General features: G+C 24.3%; 18 protein-coding genes and 1 other RNA gene. 17 read left to right on the top strand and 2 right to left on the bottom strand.

Features of this window, described 5'->3' with window-relative positions; genetic code table 4:
• Positions 1-20: 20 nt before the first annotated feature.
• The 6 genes from SLITO_RS04250 (at position 21) to SLITO_RS04225 (ending at position 4,867) form a co-directional block, all read left to right on the top strand.
• Positions 21-491 carry a hypothetical protein gene (locus tag SLITO_RS04250; RefSeq protein WP_075058528.1) on the top strand — a complete coding sequence of 157 codons (471 nt, stop codon included), beginning with the start codon at positions 21-23 and terminating at the stop codon, positions 489-491.
• A gap of 27 nt (positions 492-518) precedes the next feature.
• Positions 519-1,199, top strand: a complete 681-nt coding sequence (locus tag SLITO_RS04245) for a hypothetical protein (protein WP_075058527.1) — start codon at positions 519-521, stop codon at positions 1,197-1,199.
• Between the two features lie 3 nt (positions 1,200-1,202).
• Positions 1,203-1,454 (top strand): hypothetical protein, encoded by a 252-nt coding sequence (locus SLITO_RS04240; RefSeq protein WP_075058526.1) that lies wholly within the window; start codon positions 1,203-1,205, stop codon positions 1,452-1,454.
• Positions 1,455-1,580: 126 nt separating this feature from the next.
• On the top strand, positions 1,581-3,554 hold the full coding sequence (locus SLITO_RS04235) for a hypothetical protein (protein WP_075058525.1): 1,974 nt from the start codon (positions 1,581-1,583) through the stop codon (positions 3,552-3,554).
• Between the two features lie 222 nt (positions 3,555-3,776).
• Entirely contained in the window at positions 3,777-3,956 is a 180-nt protein-coding gene (locus SLITO_RS04230; protein WP_075058524.1) for a hypothetical protein, read from the top strand.
• Positions 3,957-3,964: 8 nt separating this feature from the next.
• Complete coding sequence (locus tag SLITO_RS04225; protein WP_144416416.1) at positions 3,965-4,867, top strand: IS3 family transposase; 903 nt, start codon at positions 3,965-3,967, stop codon at positions 4,865-4,867.
• A gap of 67 nt (positions 4,868-4,934) precedes the next feature.
• Here SLITO_RS04225 and SLITO_RS04220 read toward each other — a convergent pair whose 3' ends face one another.
• Entirely contained in the window at positions 4,935-6,623 is a 1,689-nt protein-coding gene (locus SLITO_RS04220; protein ID WP_075058522.1) for a hypothetical protein, read from the bottom strand.
• A 107-nt stretch (positions 6,624-6,730) separates the two neighbouring features.
• On the opposite strand from SLITO_RS04220, the gene SLITO_RS04215 reads away from it, so the two are divergent.
• From SLITO_RS04215 to SLITO_RS04170, 10 genes are all read left to right on the top strand, one after another.
• Positions 6,731-8,083 carry a Sapep family Mn(2+)-dependent dipeptidase gene (locus SLITO_RS04215; protein WP_075058521.1) on the top strand — a complete coding sequence of 451 codons (1,353 nt, stop codon included), beginning with the start codon at positions 6,731-6,733 and terminating at the stop codon, positions 8,081-8,083.
• Positions 8,084-8,121: 38 nt separating this feature from the next.
• The gene (locus tag SLITO_RS04210) at positions 8,122-8,460 is read left to right on the top strand and encodes a DivIVA domain-containing protein (RefSeq protein ID WP_075058520.1); all 339 of its coding nucleotides are present in this window, start codon (positions 8,122-8,124) and stop codon (positions 8,458-8,460) included.
• 9 nt (positions 8,461-8,469) lie between these two features.
• Entirely contained in the window at positions 8,470-9,012 is a 543-nt protein-coding gene (locus tag SLITO_RS04205; RefSeq protein WP_075058519.1) for a hypothetical protein, read from the top strand.
• Between the two features lie 113 nt (positions 9,013-9,125).
• A complete protein-coding gene (locus SLITO_RS04200; RefSeq protein ID WP_075058518.1) occupies positions 9,126-9,815 on the top strand; it encodes an ATP-binding cassette domain-containing protein in 690 nt (229 codons plus the stop codon).
• Between the two features lie 66 nt (positions 9,816-9,881).
• Positions 9,882-10,226, top strand: an RNA gene (gene rnpB, locus SLITO_RS04195) — RNase P RNA component class B.
• A 33-nt stretch (positions 10,227-10,259) separates the two neighbouring features.
• On the top strand, positions 10,260-10,727 hold the full coding sequence (locus SLITO_RS04190; protein ID WP_235443365.1) for a CinA family protein: 468 nt from the start codon (positions 10,260-10,262) through the stop codon (positions 10,725-10,727).
• 40 nt (positions 10,728-10,767) lie between these two features.
• Positions 10,768-11,802 carry a recombinase RecA gene (recA, locus tag SLITO_RS04185; protein WP_083433377.1) on the top strand — a complete coding sequence of 345 codons (1,035 nt, stop codon included), beginning with the start codon at positions 10,768-10,770 and terminating at the stop codon, positions 11,800-11,802.
• A gap of 114 nt (positions 11,803-11,916) precedes the next feature.
• Complete coding sequence (gene rny, locus SLITO_RS04180) at positions 11,917-13,458, top strand: ribonuclease Y (protein WP_083433376.1); 1,542 nt, start codon at positions 11,917-11,919, stop codon at positions 13,456-13,458.
• A 40-nt stretch (positions 13,459-13,498) separates the two neighbouring features.
• Positions 13,499-14,848, top strand: coding sequence for a signal recognition particle protein (ffh, locus tag SLITO_RS04175; RefSeq protein ID WP_075058516.1), 1,350 nt, complete (start codon positions 13,499-13,501; stop codon positions 14,846-14,848).
• 76 nt (positions 14,849-14,924) lie between these two features.
• Positions 14,925-15,647, top strand: a complete 723-nt coding sequence (locus SLITO_RS04170) for an SDR family oxidoreductase (RefSeq protein ID WP_075058515.1) — start codon at positions 14,925-14,927, stop codon at positions 15,645-15,647.
• Positions 15,648-15,685: 38 nt separating this feature from the next.
• Here SLITO_RS04170 and SLITO_RS04165 read toward each other — a convergent pair whose 3' ends face one another.
• A complete protein-coding gene (locus SLITO_RS04165) occupies positions 15,686-16,591 on the bottom strand; it encodes a hypothetical protein (RefSeq protein WP_075058514.1) in 906 nt (301 codons plus the stop codon).
• A gap of 84 nt (positions 16,592-16,675) precedes the next feature.
• Here SLITO_RS04165 and SLITO_RS04160 point away from each other — a divergent pair, with 84 nt between their 5' ends.
• Positions 16,676-17,140: a 23S rRNA (pseudouridine(1915)-N(3))-methyltransferase RlmH gene (locus tag SLITO_RS04160; RefSeq protein WP_075058513.1), complete on the top strand. Its 465-nt coding sequence runs from the start codon at positions 16,676-16,678 to the stop codon at positions 17,138-17,140.

Raw genomic sequence — 17,140 nt, 5'->3', positions numbered from 1 at the left:
TACCAGGTTATGATATTAAAATGGATTACTTATCTACATTTAACAATTTAATAATGACATATAACGAAAATATTCAAACAACTATTATTTCAGGAACTGTAAATTATGGTTTCCAATTGAGTATTGCATATTTAGATTATGATAAAAGTGAAAATTATATTAAATTTGATGAAAACTTTAAATTTAGTTTAACCAGTTCAGATAAAATATCAGAATCAATGACAATGATATACAATAAATTTATTTATGAAGCATTAACTGGATATGGACTTACAAGTATATTAAATTCAAATGGTACTTTTTTAACTAATGATGCATTAGAGAAATTATATCAAGATTATTTCAATAATAATAAAAATTCATTTCAAGAAAAACTAATTAAAACACTTAACGAAAACTATAACAAGTTAAACAATAACCCTGAAGCGGAAGTAAAATTTGTAATTAAAAAAAACATGGAAGATAAAGTGTTTACAAAATCACAAACTTAAGCAAATTTATCTGCAACTAATGTAAAAATGCATTGAAAAAAAGATAAAGATTTATATGATGAAATATTCAGAACTTCTGAATTGGTAAATGATCAAACACAAATTATGAATGGTGAAAGAGCAAAAGTAAATAAAAACATTTATAATTTTATAAAACCAAATTTTGTTAAATATAATCAGAATTATTTCAGTGAAAATGTTGAAATAATTAAAAAATATAAAAAAGACTTTAGTTATGCAGATTTACAAAAAAATGAATATTTATATTCTTCATCGCACTTTTTAAATTTAGTTTTATCAAATATTCAATTAAAAATTGGTGACTTCTATCAAGATCTCCCAGATTTAAATTTGTTAAGTAATTTATCTTATAAAAAAAATAATGAAGAAAAATATAATTTAGCTAGATCTAGTTATGATAGTGACTTATATGATAAAAATAATACATTTGCGGTTGTGTACAAAAATATTGATGATGGATTATATGGTTTTAAAACAGGTTTTGGTATTAAAAATTATACTGAAAATAACAAATATAAAGATTTAAACTTAGTTGCTTTCACTGGTGGTGAAAAAGATTCTTATAATCAAAATATCTGAGATAGATTTTATAGTCCTAATGAAATTAATAGTTATTTAAATAAATATTTGACAAATAGCATAAAAGAATATGTTACAACTAAATCAAATCAAGAAAAATGATTATAAGAAATGCCTTTTGATGAAGTTCAATTAAAAGATATTCCAGCAACATCAAATTCATCAATTTACAAAGGTTTAGAGTATCATTACGGTAGATGATATAAAAATGTAAAAAATTATAAAAAAATAATGAAATTCCAACAAAACTTTATTAATTTGGATATAGAAATTGACACTATATTTGGAGATGTAAACAACGCAAAAACCTATAGTGAAAAATGAAATTATTATGTACCAATATTACTTGCAAAAAATTATTAAATTTCAAATATTTAATAAGCGTATTTTATTTTCTTGTAAAATATGCTTTTTTATAAAAGGTTTTAATAATTATAAAAATATAATTATGTAAGACTATGTTATAATTACAAAAATATAGGGGGTTCTATGAAAAAATTAACAAAATTACTATTATCAATTACAACCATATCAGGAATATCTTCCTTTGCGGTATCATGTAGTTTGGGTAGTCTTCCAGGTACTAATAATAATAGTAGTCCAAACCAAAATGGTGGAAATAATTCAGGAGAAAATAATGGGAGTACAGATCCAAATGATGGTAATGGCTCAAATTCACAAAATGGTTTTAATAAATTATTAAATGATTTTATAAAAGATGCAGATAAAATAATTAATAACCATTTAAATGAGAACATATCTAATTTATATGAATTAGATAAAGGGGATGGATCATTAAAAAATGAATTTTTAAAATTAAGTGTCCTTAAAGAAAAACAATCAGGGTTAAATAAACCAGTTTATTTTACAGAAGGTGATAAAAGTAATTTAGAGCAAGATACATTAAAATTAATTGTTTTGGATAAATTAAATACTTTAATTAAAGACTTGTTTAAAGAAGAAAAATATAAAATTCTTAAACCAGATGAAAGTAGTGATATTTCACTAAATATTAAGTTTGAAACATGCATAATCACTTTTACAACATCAGGCAACATTACAGCTGCAAATGTAATTTTTTATTATGATATAGTTGTAAATTATAAAGATTATAGTAATAATATAAGTCAACAAAAATTTAATAATAGATTTGTATATGGTATTACAAATAGTGAATTAATTAATCAAACTGTTACTAATCTTTTTAATAATTTAAGAACAGAAGGATTGCTGAATGAATCAAAACATAAAGATTTATTCAAATTAACACATGAAAAACTTAAATTATCTGATAAAAAATCATGAATTGTAGAAGAAAAATATGAGAATTTATTAAAAACATTTGTAAATAGTGATGAGTTTAAAAATGATTTGATAACAGATCTAAATAAAAATTATAAACTAGAAGATAATGTCGAATTTAGTTTTAGCAATGACGATAATAATAATGTATTTGATACGTATTCTAGTTTAAGTTTAATTAAAGGCACAGAAGAAAATATAAACTGAAAAAGCACCAAAAAAATTAATGATAGTATAAATTTAACAAATAAAGATTTTTATGATTTTTTGTTTAGAGAAAACACAATTATGCCAAATAGTACAACAACAGTTGGTGGAGATAAAACTTATACAGTTAACTCAAAAATATATCAATATATAAAATATAAATTTAAAGATATTTTTGATAATAACAATAAAGACATTTCTAAAATATTTGCTATTGATAATAATACAATTAAAAATAATGATAATTTAAAAAATAGTATACGAACTGGTGAACTTAGAATAAAAAACCTTCAACTAAAAATTGGTTCAAACTTTAAACAACAACTACCTAAACTAAATGTGATTACATCTTTTTCGGCAGAAGAAAAGGATTTGAATTATAATTTAGCATCAGGCACATTTAACGATGACTTTTTTGAAAATAGTGGTATTTTTGCATCAATTTATAAAAATGCTTTTTTAGGAATAAAAGCTATGAAAGATGTTTATGGATTTAAAGAAGATGATATTAACAGAAATTTTGAATCTCTAGGAAAGCAATATAACTGAAAAGGATTGAGTATATCAAACTTCAAAGGAACTAGTGAAAATTGAAATAATAATAAAAACTTATGAGATACATTTAACTACAAACCATATCTTTTAAATGTTCAAAATACACTTTCAAATAATCTTTCATTAAAAAACTCTAATCAAAAAGATTTTTTAAATCATATTTTAAATTGAGGAGAGCAAGAGGTTTATAATTGAAATTTTGATTTTGATAAAGTTAGCCTTAGTTGTAGTAAATTCTCAAATCAAATTAGAAAAGCGGATAGTTTCGGGGATGTTAAAAAAATTTATGGTAGTTTAGAACTAAACTTTATAAAAATAAAATTTGAAATTGATGAACAACTAACATCTCAATTACCATTACCTCATTTAGCACATGAATTAATTATATTTGGTAAATAATTTAATAATTTATTTAATAAAGCACTTAAAATAAAATATTTTTTAAATTTTTTTGCTAATAAAAAACCAATGTTTATGAACATCTAAAATAAAATTGACAGTAAAAAAGTACTTTTATTGTTAAAATTTTATTGAAAGGCGTTCTTTTTATATGGCAAAACAATGAACAAAAAATGAAAAACTTAATATAATTAATGAATCAAAAAAATTGGTATTTTAAATGTGGCATTAAAGTTTGATATTAGTACTAGCACAATTAAAAGATGAAAATCAGAGGTAAAAGTTAAAGGTGAAGGCGCTCTTGAATGAGGTAGCGGAACACAAGCAAAAGAAAATATTAAAAAATTTAAATCTCATGATTGAATTTTTAAAGAACCTGATGATATGAGTGTGAAGAATTAAGAGAGGCTTTGAAACTGGAACGAGCTTTAAAAAAGCATTTGGCGAAGACGACTAAGGAAAAGTACTTCGCCATTTTTAATGTTAAAAGAATGTTTTCTTTGAAATTATCTTGTTTATATTTAAAAGTTTCAAGGTATGGATATTTAAAATGACTTAAAAACGGAAAACCAAAGTATAAAAATTATAATAGAATTTTAGCAATTAAGATAAGATGCCTTTTTTACTTGTTTAAAAAAAGATATGGTTATAATATGATAACTTTATTTTTAAACAAATACTTTAAAGAAAGATTAAACCCTTGAGTTGTTTATAGATATATGAAAACAATGAGTTTAAAAGCAGCAAAGAAAAAGAAAGTTCCAAACTATGATAAATCAGGTCCATTAAGATTTGAAAATCTACTAAATAGAAACTTTAATTCTAAAAATATAAATGAAAAATGAGTAACAGATGTAACTTATATAAAAACTATTAATGGAAACGTATATCTATCTGTTATAAAGGATTTGTTTAATTCAGAAATTATTGATTGAAAGTTATCGGTTAGTCCTAATAATAAATTATGTCATACAAATTTAATAAGCGCCATTAAAAAAAGAGGTGCACCAAATATAATCCACTCAGATCAAGAATCACCATATACAAATGAAACTTGAGAAAGATTATGTAAAAATAATAATATAAATATTTCTATGTCACGAAGAGGAAATTCACCAGATAATGGTGCCTGTGAGTCTTTTTTTGGAACTTTTAAAAATGAATGTATATATACATATAAAGTAAAAGAACTACATCATTCAAATATTTATAAAATTATCTCAGACTATATAGAGTTTTATAATTATGTTAGACCTTCATTAAAACATAAAAAAACTCCATACGAAATTCGTATGGAGAAAGTATCTTTTTAATGTCAATTTTAATTGACAATTTCATTTATGCATTGGTTTTTTATTAGCTTAAATTTTATAACTAATCTTATAATTTATTTTTATTTTTTTTATTTTTTTTATAATAGAATACTCAAATTATTATAACAATTATTGCAAGCCCTAATATAGTAAAAACAACAATTAAATAAGTATAATCTCCCTTATCTTCTTTCTTTTCCTTACTTTCTTCATCTTTGTTATTTTCTTCTTTAGAATTTGTGCCAAATATTTCCCCGCTATATAATGATTTCAAAGGTTTTGATTGAATATCGTTTTTAAATTTTTTTTCATTCATTTTTGCAAGACTATTATCAAGGTTTAAGAATCCATCGATTACGTGACCCATTTCATGATTTAGTGTTGCAAAAATATTTGGACTACTTCATCAAGTTTTTTTATACTGATCATTATCATTTTCTGTTTTATATTGATCTAAAGATAAACCTGTGTATACAATGTATGAATATTTTGATGATTTCTTTTGATTGTAAGTTGTAAAAGCATTTGCTGCATATGCCATTACACCTTCTTGATTTCCTTTTAATGGATAATCTGGTGATATTATAATTCCATATATGTATGTTAATAAATAATATTTGTCATGTGTTTTTGTAATGTATAAAGATAAATTAATCATGTCTAATATTTGTTTTTTAAAAATATCAACTTTGTCACTATCTCATTTGTAGTAATTTTTAATTTGATAGATTGTTTCTTTAAAATTTATATTTGAATAATTTGCTTTATCTATTTTTGTTTGTTCTACAAAAAAATTATTTAACTCATTAAAGGATTTAAAATAAACATTGTTACTATCATTTTTAATATTATTAAATTTAGTAATTGATTCATTTGAAGCTTTAGTATAAATGTCGTTATTTAATTTACTTAACTCACTTTCTTCAAGAGTATTTTTATTAAAAAAACTTGCAAGTGTTTTTACACTTTTGGTACTAAAACTTTGAGGACGATAAGTATAATCAATTTGACTAAAATTTGGTATATTTTTTATTGCTATATTAAATGATCAACTTCTAATTGAAGCATACAATAAGTTATATGCGAAAGAATATTGTTTTGTATTTATTTTAAAATCATTCATTCCAAAGTTTTCATTATCATATAATAAGTCTTTATAAGTTAAATCATTTGTTTTGTTTTCTAGATTAGTGTTATATATTAAATTATTTTTATTACTGTTATCAACAAAATCTTCATCAATTAAAGTTTTGATATTATTCCAATCGCTTTCATACATTGAACCAGTGTAATTTATTTTTAATTTATTATAAATATTTAAAAAATAGTAATTTAAAATTTCCCATGATTTATTTTTCATACTATCATTTGTTGTTTGTCATTTTGAGTAAGCTTCTGCAAAAAATTCTTTGTAACTATTCGTTCCATATATTGATGTAGTAAAAATACTTGAAGATAAATACATATAAAATAAATCTTTAGATTTTTCATAATCGGTTTTTTCTGAATTATCTGATTTTTCAATAACACCGTTGGCTAAATCATTAATATATTGATTTTCTTTAATATTTGTATGTTTATATAAAAAGTATTGTAAAGATAACCCTGACCACATTGTTTCTTCTTTGTTATCATTTACTGCATAATTTGTATTTGTGTTATAAAAATCATTTTTAATATTTAAACTAAATAATAAAAATATATTAATAATTAATATATTTAGAATTAAAAATTTTACGTTTATTTTTTTATTCATTATACCTCCATTATAATTAGATTTATAAAAATATCTTTAAATAGATTATACATTTATTAATTTAATAAAAGAATTATTAAATGTATAATTAATTAAAGGAGATTAATATGGAAATAAATAAAAATTTACTTTTAAGTGATTACTTTGAAAAAGCTTTAGAAGAAACAAAAAAAATTATATCTATTCCTTCTTTTCGAAAAGAACCAAAAAGAGGAATTCCTGTTAATGAAGATATAAAATTAGTTTTAAAACATTGTATAAATCTATGTGCTAGTTTTGGGATGAAAACATATATTGACAAGACTTTTAAATACGGATATGCAGACTATGGAGATAGTGACAAACTTTTTGGAATTATTTGCCACTTAGATGTTGTTCCTCCAGGAAACATAACAGAATGAATTAATCCACCTTTTGAACCAATTGTTAAAGATGATAAATTATATGGTCGTGGTTCATTTGATGATAAAGGTCCAACAATGATGAATTTGTTTGCCTTAAAATACTTAATAGATAATAATTTTAAACCTTACTACACAATAAGAGTAATATTTGGTACTTCTGAAGAAACTACATGAGAGTGTATGGAAGAGTACTTAAAAAATGAAAAAACATGTGACTTAGGTTATGTGCCTGATGGTCATTTTCCAGTAGTTTATGCAGAAAAATGAATATCTGATGTTGATATTTTTGGTGAATTTAATTCTAATTTTGAAATATATGGTGGAGAAGTCTACAATGCTGTAAATGATTTGGTGTCTTATAAAGGTGAAAACATTGATGAAATTCAAAACTTTTTATTAAAAAATAATATTGATTCGTATTTAGAAAATGAAGTTTTATATGTAAAAGGAATTTCTGCACATGGTAGTTTACCTTGAAAAGGTGTTAATGCAACTATATGGTTATTAAAAGCATTAAAAGAAATAAAAATTAACCACCCGCTAATTGATTTTGTTAATGACACATTATTTGAAGATTATAATATGAAAAAAGTTTTTGGAAATATAGAAGATGAAACAGGTTTTTTAACCGCCTGTAATGGAATTATAAGAGTTAATAAAAATGATTTTAGATTTACATTAAATATAAGGATTCCTTGTACTTTTGATCCAACAAATGATGTTAATAAAAAGTTAGAAGAGTATTTAAAAAAATATAATTTAAAATTAAAAGTTAATAAAATGGAAAATAGAGTATTCTTTTCAAAAGAAAGTGATGTTGTTAAAAAAATTATGTCTGTTTACCAAGAAGTAACAGGCGATTATAAATCTCAACCAATTGCAATTGGTGGAGGTACTTTTGCAAAATCAATGCCAAATATGATAGCTTTTGGTGCAGAATTTAATTTAGAAGAATCAACAATGCATTCATACAACGAGTATGTTAAAATTGAAGAACTAAAAAAAATGTTAGAAATTTATACAAAATCAATTGTTAAGTTGACAAAAAACAGTTAATAATTGATATAATATTTAAAAATAAAAAAGGGCAAATTATGAAAAGCAATAAAGGGTATTTAAAATTATCAAAAGTTGATATTTATGAAAAAGATTTTGAAGTCGAATACAAAGGTTATAAAGTTGAAGAAGTCGACTCTTTTTTAGATATTGTTTATGAAGATTACAAATATTTTGAAGAATCAGAAGGAAAATATTTAAAAAAATTAAAAGAACTTGAAGATAAAAATAAAAAGTTAATTAAAGAAATTGAAGAAAAAGGAGCTCTTCTAAAACATTCTGAAGAGGAACTTGAAAAACTTACAAGAAGTGGGGTAAACAACTCTGCTATTATTAAAAGGATTTCTAATTTAGAAAAAGATAAATATAATAAATAAGGAGCATAAATGGCAAGATTAGCAAAAACACTATCAACAATTGGAGGATACTTTTTAATTTCTTCAATAGTACCATTAATGTGTTTATCGGTTTTTATGATGAGCATCAAAAAAATAGCTGTCAGTAGTTTAAGAAATATTGCTTTCATTGGTGAATGATTAGCAACACTTGTTGAAGAAAATTTTTCAGCTATCGAATCATTAGGAATTGGTATGTTTTTTATATTGTTGGGAGTAATTGGTGTAACAACAACTTTCTTGGTATTTATAAATTTAAGAAAAGCTTTTATTCAAAGAATCGGTTATTTAATGGGTATTGTTTTTGGTGGGCTTTTAATTTTTGCATCTGCAATTCCTTTCTTTGTTAGTAAGGCGAGTGCTGATGATGGAATTTGAGTTTTAATTACAGGTTTTTTATTTACATTTTGTGGATTAAGTGGTTTATTTGTTACATCTGGATCAATACTTGGATTTTTATGAGCGCGTACTGAAATGAATAACGTTGAAAAGAAATATAAATTTAGCAAAAAATTTAAACAATCTTTAAATTAAATGATATTAATTTAATTAAAGTATATAATTTGTTAAAATATTTTTATATTGTGGTTCTAATTACCATGATAGTAGATATAATCTAAATATTTTAATGATTATAAAGGGGAAAAATGATTATTTTAGATAAAGTAAATAAATTTTATGGAAAGAAGCAAGTTTTAAAAGACATATCTTTAAACATACAAGATAATGAAACTATTGCCTTTATTGGTTCTAATGGTAGTGGAAAATCAACTTTAGTTGAGATAATTGCAAAACTTTTAAAACCAACAAATGGAACTGTAAAATATATATCTTCAAAAAATGAAGAAATAAGTAAAAGAGTAGGTATGCAATTTCAAGATGGAAGTTGACCTCCAGGAACAAAAATTTTAGATTTAGTTAAATTTTATAAAGATAAAAAATACTTAGAAACTGATGAATTTAATGAATTAGTTGATGCATTTAGTCTTAAAAACTTTATAACTAAATCAATAGATTCATTATCGGGTGGAGAAAGACAAAGAGCTAATTGTTTTTTATCAGTAATTAATAGTCCGGAGTTATTGATATTAGATGAACTTATAACCGGTCTAGATCTTGAAATGCAAATAAAATTAATTAGATTTTTTAAAAATTATAAATCTAATAACAATATAACATTACTAATCGTTTCACATATTCCTGAAGAGGTTGAAGAATTATGTGAAAGAGTTGTAATATTAAAAAATGGTGAAATATTTGAAGATAAATCAATGAAAGATATTTTAAAAGAACACGGTACGCTTAGAAAAAGATTAATTAAGTATTATGATATTTAATTAATCTTTTTATTATATGAATTTAATATTTATATATTATTAATGTTATTATAATAAATGAGATTAATTTAGAATCAACTGCTGTATTTGAAAAATAATATAGAGGAAACTCCACGCTTGCACATCCTGAGATGGATGTAGTGATTGTGCTAGAGAAAAAAATAACTCTAGATACCTTTAAAGGTAATGACATAAACAAGTCTAAGGAATTTATATTCTATGATAAGTTTTCTAAAGTGCCACAGGGACGAATAGCTAGAAATAGTGAAATGGAACGGGTAAACTCCGCAAGCAAGAAACTCAAATTTTGGTAGAGGAATTAAAAACTAAGAAATGAATTAGTTTTTGAATCACATATGTGATAGATAGATAGTTGATGCACGAAAGTGTTACAGAACGTGGGTTATGAAGAATTAGTCTCACTATTTTTTTTAAGGATTTATGATGAAAGAATTTATAAGTATAATCAAAAAAAATAAATTAACAATATCTTCTTGTGAATCATTTACAGGAGGAATGTTTTCAAGTTTGGTTACAAATTATAAAAATTCAAGTACTTTTTTTAAGGGTGGCTTTTGTTGTTATTCTGATGAATACAAAATAGAAGTATTAAAAATAAATTCATGAATAATTAAAAAACATAGTGCAGTTTCAAAAGAAACATTAGAGGGTATGTTAACTAATACACAAAATATTTTAAAATCAGATATTGTATTTGGCTTTACTGGTTATGCTCCTCCGAGTAGTGTTGATGACGAGTTAAAGGGTTTGTCTTATATAGGTTTTAGATTATATAATAAAAATTATATTTATAAGTTTATAAATAATAATAAAATATCAAGAAAAAAATATAAAATATTAGCAATAAAAGAAATAATTAATAACTTTTTAAATATATTTAAAAATAGTTAATTATTTTTATTTTCTAGACGATACTATAACCGGAGGTTATATGATAAAAGAAATACTAGAAAAAAACGAAAAAGAGGTTATGAATAATATGTCTAAAAATTTGTATGATGATCCTGCATTTAAAAATGTATTAAAAGAAATCGAAAAGACATATGGTAAAGGTTCTATAATGAAGCTTGGAGACAAATTTAATTTAGAACATGAGGCAATTTCAACAGGTAGTTTTTTGTTGGATAAAGCAATAGGAATTGGTGGACTGCCAAAAGGAAGAATTGTTGAAATATTTGGACCAGAATCAAGTGGTAAAACAACATTATCACTTCATGCAATTGCAGAAGCCCAAAAAAATCAAGGGAGAGCGGCTTTTATTGATGCAGAACATGCATTAGACCCAAAATATGCTAGAAATATTGGTGTGGATATTAATAATTTAATAGTAGCTCAACCTGATACTGGTGAACAAGCTTTAGATATTCTTGAAATGCTAGTAAGATCAAACACAATCGATGTTGTTGTTGTGGACTCAGTTGCAGCTCTTGTCCCTAAAATTGAACTCGAAGGTGAAATGGGAGATCAACAAATTGGATTACAAGCGAGGTTAATGTCAAAAGCGCTTAGAAAACTTAATGGGATAATATCAAAAACAAATACAATAGTTATTTTTATTAATCAATTACGAGAAAAAGTTGGTGTAATATTTGGTAATCCAGAGGTTACAACTGGAGGAAGGGCTTTAAGATTCTATTCATCAGTTAGAATCGAAGTTAGAAAAGGCGAAACTATTTCTACTAATGGAGAAGCTAGCGCCAATAAAATAAAAGTAAAAATAGTTAAAAATAAAGTAGCGCCACCATTTAAGACTTGTCAAATAGTTATAAATTACAATAAAGGAATTGACAAAGAATTAGAAATAATTGAAATGGCAACTCTATATAATATTATTAATAAAGCGGGAGTCTGATATTCTTATAATGATGAAAAAATAGGTCAAGGCAAGGAATCTGTTAGAGAATGATTTAAAAATAATCAGGATAAATATATTGAAATCGAAAAAAAACTAAACGAAGCAATATAAATAATAATTTTAATATTATTATTTTTTTTTGTTTTGTTTTTAATAAAGAAAGGTAAAATAAGTATGTTGCAATATTTGTTGCAATATCCACGCTTTTAAGGATTGGAGAATACAATGCCTGAAGCAATGAAATTTAGTAGAGACGAAGCATATATTATGATCATTGTAATATTATTTTTAATTGTTATATCTTTAACAATTATATTAATAGTATTAGCACATTCTCGTCGTCGTAAATATGTTATGGAAAAAGCCAAAGACGAGGCAAAAGAAATTAAGTTAAGAATAATTGCAGAAGCTAAAAAAGAACTTGCTCAAATTAAATTTGAAGCAAATAATGAAATTCAAAATCATAAAAATGAATTATCAATTAAAGAACAGCAATTAGATATGGAAAGAGAAGAAATTCTCATGAAATTAGACGACTTAAATAGCAGTAAAAAGTTTTTATTAGAAGAAAAAATAAATATAAATAACCTTAGAAATGATTTGCTATTAAAAGAAAAAAAACTCTTTTCTTTGCTTGAAAAAGTTAGCGGACTAACAAAAGAACAAGCAAAAAAAGAATTACTTAAATATATTGAAGATAATTATTTTTTAGATTTATCCAATACAATCAAAGAAAAAGAAAATTTATTGAAATACAAATCTAAAGAAGAAGCTACAAAAATATTAATTAATGCAATGGAAAAGTGCAATATTGAAGTTACAACTGATAAAAATACAACTTTTTTTGAACTTGAAGATGACAGTTGAAAAGGTAAAATTATTGGTAAAGAAGGAAGAAATATTAAAACTTTTCAAATGTATTGCGGAGTTGATATTATAGTTGATGATACACCAAACAAAATAATGATTTCATCTTTTAATCCAATAAGAAGAGAGATTGCATATCTTGTTTTACAAGAATTAGTTAAGATTGGTCGAATTCAACCAGCTTCAATAGAAGAACAAGTTATTATACAAAGTGAAAAACTTGAAAAAGTTTTTGAAGAAACTGGTTTCAAAGTTGTTGAAGATCTAAATCTTTTAAATAAAATTCCAAATGAAATAATTAGTTTTTTAGGTAAATTAAAATATAGACAAAGTTATGGACAAAATGCTTTGCAACACTCCATTGAAGTTGCAAGAATTTCGAGTGAAATAAGTAGTAAGTTAGAATTAAACAAAGATATCGCACTTATGGCAGGACTTTTACATGATATTGGAAAAGCTGTGGATTTTGAAGAAGAAGGAAGTCATGTTAGCATAGGTGTTGAAATTCTTAAAAAAAATAATATTGATGAAGTTATAATTAATGCAGTACATGCTCATCATGGAGATATTGAAAAAAGCAGTGTTTATGCTGAAATTGTTGCAATAGCTGATGCAATTAGTGCTGCTAGACCTGGGGCAAGAAATAATGATGCAAAAGAGTACTTCATAAGAATGGAAGAATTAGAACAAACTTGTTTATCTGAAGAAGGTGTTTCAAAAGCATATGTACTACAATCAGGAAGACAAATTAGAGTTATAGTAAATCCAAATATTGTCGATGATTATAATTTAAGAAAACTTATTATTCAATTAAAAGATAAAATAAGTAAAATTAATAAAACACCAGGTGAGATCACAATAACTATTATTAGAGAAAAACGTGAGTCATTAAAAATATAAAAAAATTAGTATGTTATAATTTTAAAAGTAGGAGAGAATTATGGGTTTTGGGGATTTTTTAGCAAATAGAATGAAGAAGTCGATTGAAAAAAATTTAAAAAAATCGACACTTAATGAAGAAAATATTAAAGAGGTCCTTAGGGAAATAAGACTTGCATTTTTAGAAGCTGACGTTAACGTTGATGTTGTAAAAACAATAATAAAAAATGTAGAACAAAAAGCATTAGGACAGTATATTCAACAAGGTGTTAGAGCAGACCAACAAATGGTTAAAATTGTTCATGAAGAATTAGTTGAAATTCTTGGTAAGGTTAATAAACCTATTGAAATAAACAAAAAACCATCTGTAATAATGATGGTTGGTTTACAAGGCGCTGGTAAAACAACAACTGCAGGAAAACTATCACATTTAATAACAAAAAAACATAACAAAAAAACATTAATGGTTGCTTTAGATATTTATAGACCAGGTGCGATTGATCAATTAGTTGAACTTGGTGAAAAAAATAACCTTACTGTTTTTGAAAAAGGTAAACAAGATCCTGTTAAAACTGCTAAACAAGCAATTGATTATGCAGAAAAAAATGATTTTGACGTAATTATTTTAGATACTGCTGGTAGACTTCAAATTGATAAAGATTTAATGAAAGAATTAAATAACATAAGAAAAGAAGTTTCACCAAATGAAATAATACTTACAGTTGATGGTATGACTGGTCAAGATATTATAAATGTAACTCAAGAATTTGATAAATTATTAAAACTAACAGGTGTAATTGTTACAAAACTTGATGGTGACGCAAGAGGGGGAGCAACTCTTTCTATTAGTCATATAACTAAGTTGCCAATTAAATTTATTGGTGAAGGTGAAGGTATTAGTGCTTTAGCCGAATTCCATCCAAAAAGAATGGCAGATAGAATTCTTGGAATGGGTGATGTTGATACATTGTTTGAAAAAGCAGCTGATGTTGTTGATCAAAGAACAATGGAAAAAACCATGAAAAGAATGTTTGCAGGTCAATTTGATTTAGAAGATTTAAGAAATCAACTTGAACAAGTTGCAAAAATGGGAAATTTAGGTGGAATTATGAAAATGGTTCCAGGAATGAATGGTAAAATATCTGAACAACAAATAACACAAGCTCAAGAAAGACTTCGTGTAGCTACAATTCTAATGAGTTCAATGACTTTAAAAGAACGTAGAGAACCAAGAGTTTTAAAAGCTATGACTAGAAAACAAAGAATTATTAAAGGTTCAGGAAGAACTGAAAAAGAATACAATGATTTATTAAACCAATTTGATAAAGGTAAAAAACAAGTATTAGAAATGGCTAAAAATCTAAAATCTGGTAAAATGCCTAACTTGGGTGGGTTTAACAAATTTAGATAAAACGTATAAATTACGTTTTTTTTTTTTTTTTTAAACATTCAAACAGGAATAAAATTATTATTAAGGAGTTAAAATTATGGATAAATTAATTGTAATAACAGGAGCATCAAGTGGTATTGGTAAAGAATTGGCAATTCAATTTAGTGAAAAAGGTTATAAATTACTTTTACTTGCAAGAAGAGAAGAATTATTAATAGAGTTAAATCTTAAAAATACACTATGTAAAAAAGTTGATGTTACAGACTACAATAGTTTTAAACAAGCTGTTGTTGAAGCAGAAAAACATTTTAAAACAAAAGTAGATCTATTAATTAATAACGCAGGAATAATGCCATTAGATAAAATTTATAATTTAGACATTAATACTCAACATGCAATGGTTGATATAAATATTAATGGGGTATTAAATGGTATGAATATTGTAATTAATGATATGAAAGATAGAAACACTGGAACAATAATAAATATTAGTTCAGTTGCAGGAAGATGAACCGGAGAAAATAGAACTGTATATAATGGAACTAAGTTTGCAGTACATGCAATTTCTGAGCAAGCTAGAAGGGAATTAGCACCATTTAATGTTCGTTTATTGACTATTGCACCAGCAATTGTCGATACAAACTTGTTAATTAACACTAAAAATGAAGAAGTTTTAAAAGGTTATATTGAAAATAAGAAAAAAATAAATAATGGTTTAACATCTAAACAAGTGGCTAAAATAATAATATACGCATATGAATTACCACAAGATATTTCATTAAAAGAAATTGTTCTAAGCGCAACCAAACAAGCTATATAATAAAAAAACCCGATTCAATCGGATTTTTTATTATATTTTTATTTTTTAGCTTCCAGTTTTTGTAATTCTTTTTCTTTTTGAGTGATTGCTTGAAGTCTTCTATTCGCATCTTCAATAGCTTTTCTTGTAATTTGTAACTCAACTCTACGTTTTTCTTTTTCGATAATTTTTTTTCAAACACCAGTTTTCATTGAATCCGCCATTAATAATATTATTATCATTGAAATATCAAATACATTATCAAGTACTTTAGTTACAAATTTTTTATCTTTTGTTGTCATTGCATCAGATTTAATAATTTCAAGTGCATAAACATCTTTATAGTAATTATCTGAGAATTCTTCTCCGAATTTTGATACTACAATTGATTTACCTTCATAAATAAATGCTAATAAATTTTTAAATAAAATTAGTTTTTGTTCAATTTCATGAGGTGCACAACCTCTATATTGACCAATAAGATTATTTAATCTGTCATCTTGGAATTGATCTACAATTTCTTCTGTTATTACTCTTGTTTCTTGACTTACTAATTTAAATACAGGTTTTTGAGTTGCAGTTTCAGTCTCAATAAATCTATAGTTCATTGCATTAATGTATTTTCTAATTCTTAAAGGTAAAATATACATATCATATGCAATATACTCTGAATATCTTCATTTTCTATCAATAATTTGCAACAATATATTGTAAACCATTTCAAGTATAGTTAAGTTCAATGTTCTATCATTCAATTTAAATTCTAATTTATTTAATCTTAGTATTTGGTGGTATTCATAACCATAAAATTCTAATGCTATCATATTAAAATACGTTTGAATTGTGGTATTATTCATAATAGCTGAATATGAAAATTGAATATCTGGAACTAGAGCATCAATTATATTTTCAAATTGTGGTCTATAGTCAAGAATTGATTGAAAGTGTCTTTTTTCTGCTGCCATGTTTTTGCTCCCCTAAAATCTTTTATATATTTTACCACATTATTGACTTAAAATATATTAGTTTGGTAATTAAAAAGGAGAAATATGCCCATTAAAATAGTGTGTTTTAACAAAATTAGTAAAGAATATGAAATTTTAAATAAATTTTATTTTAATAAAATCCAAAAATTTACAAACATTGAAATTATGGAAATAAAAGAAATAGATTATGGTAATGTTAAAGAAAATCAGTCTAAAAATGAATATAATATTAATGAACGCATTTTAAAACTAAAAGATTATGAGTTTTATTTATTAGAAATTAATACTAAACAACTTGATTCAATTGACTTTTCTAAAATAATAGATAGAAATATTAATGAAAAAAGTGGTAATATATGTTTTGTTATTGGTCCAAGTGATGGATTTAGCGAAAATTTTAAAAATAACTACATTAACAAAATTAGTTTTGGTAAAATTACTTTACCTCATCAATTAATTAGAATTGTTTTATTAGAGCAAATATACCGAGCGTTCAAAATTATTAATAACCAAAAATATCACAAGTAG

This window comes from Spiroplasma litorale (assembly GCF_001267155.1).
Taxonomy (GTDB): Bacteria; Bacillota_I; Bacilli_A; order Mycoplasmatales; family Mycoplasmataceae; genus Spiroplasma_A; species Spiroplasma_A litorale.
Note: the sequence above shows the minus strand (reverse complement) of the source record. Positions and strands in the feature narration are given on the sequence as shown.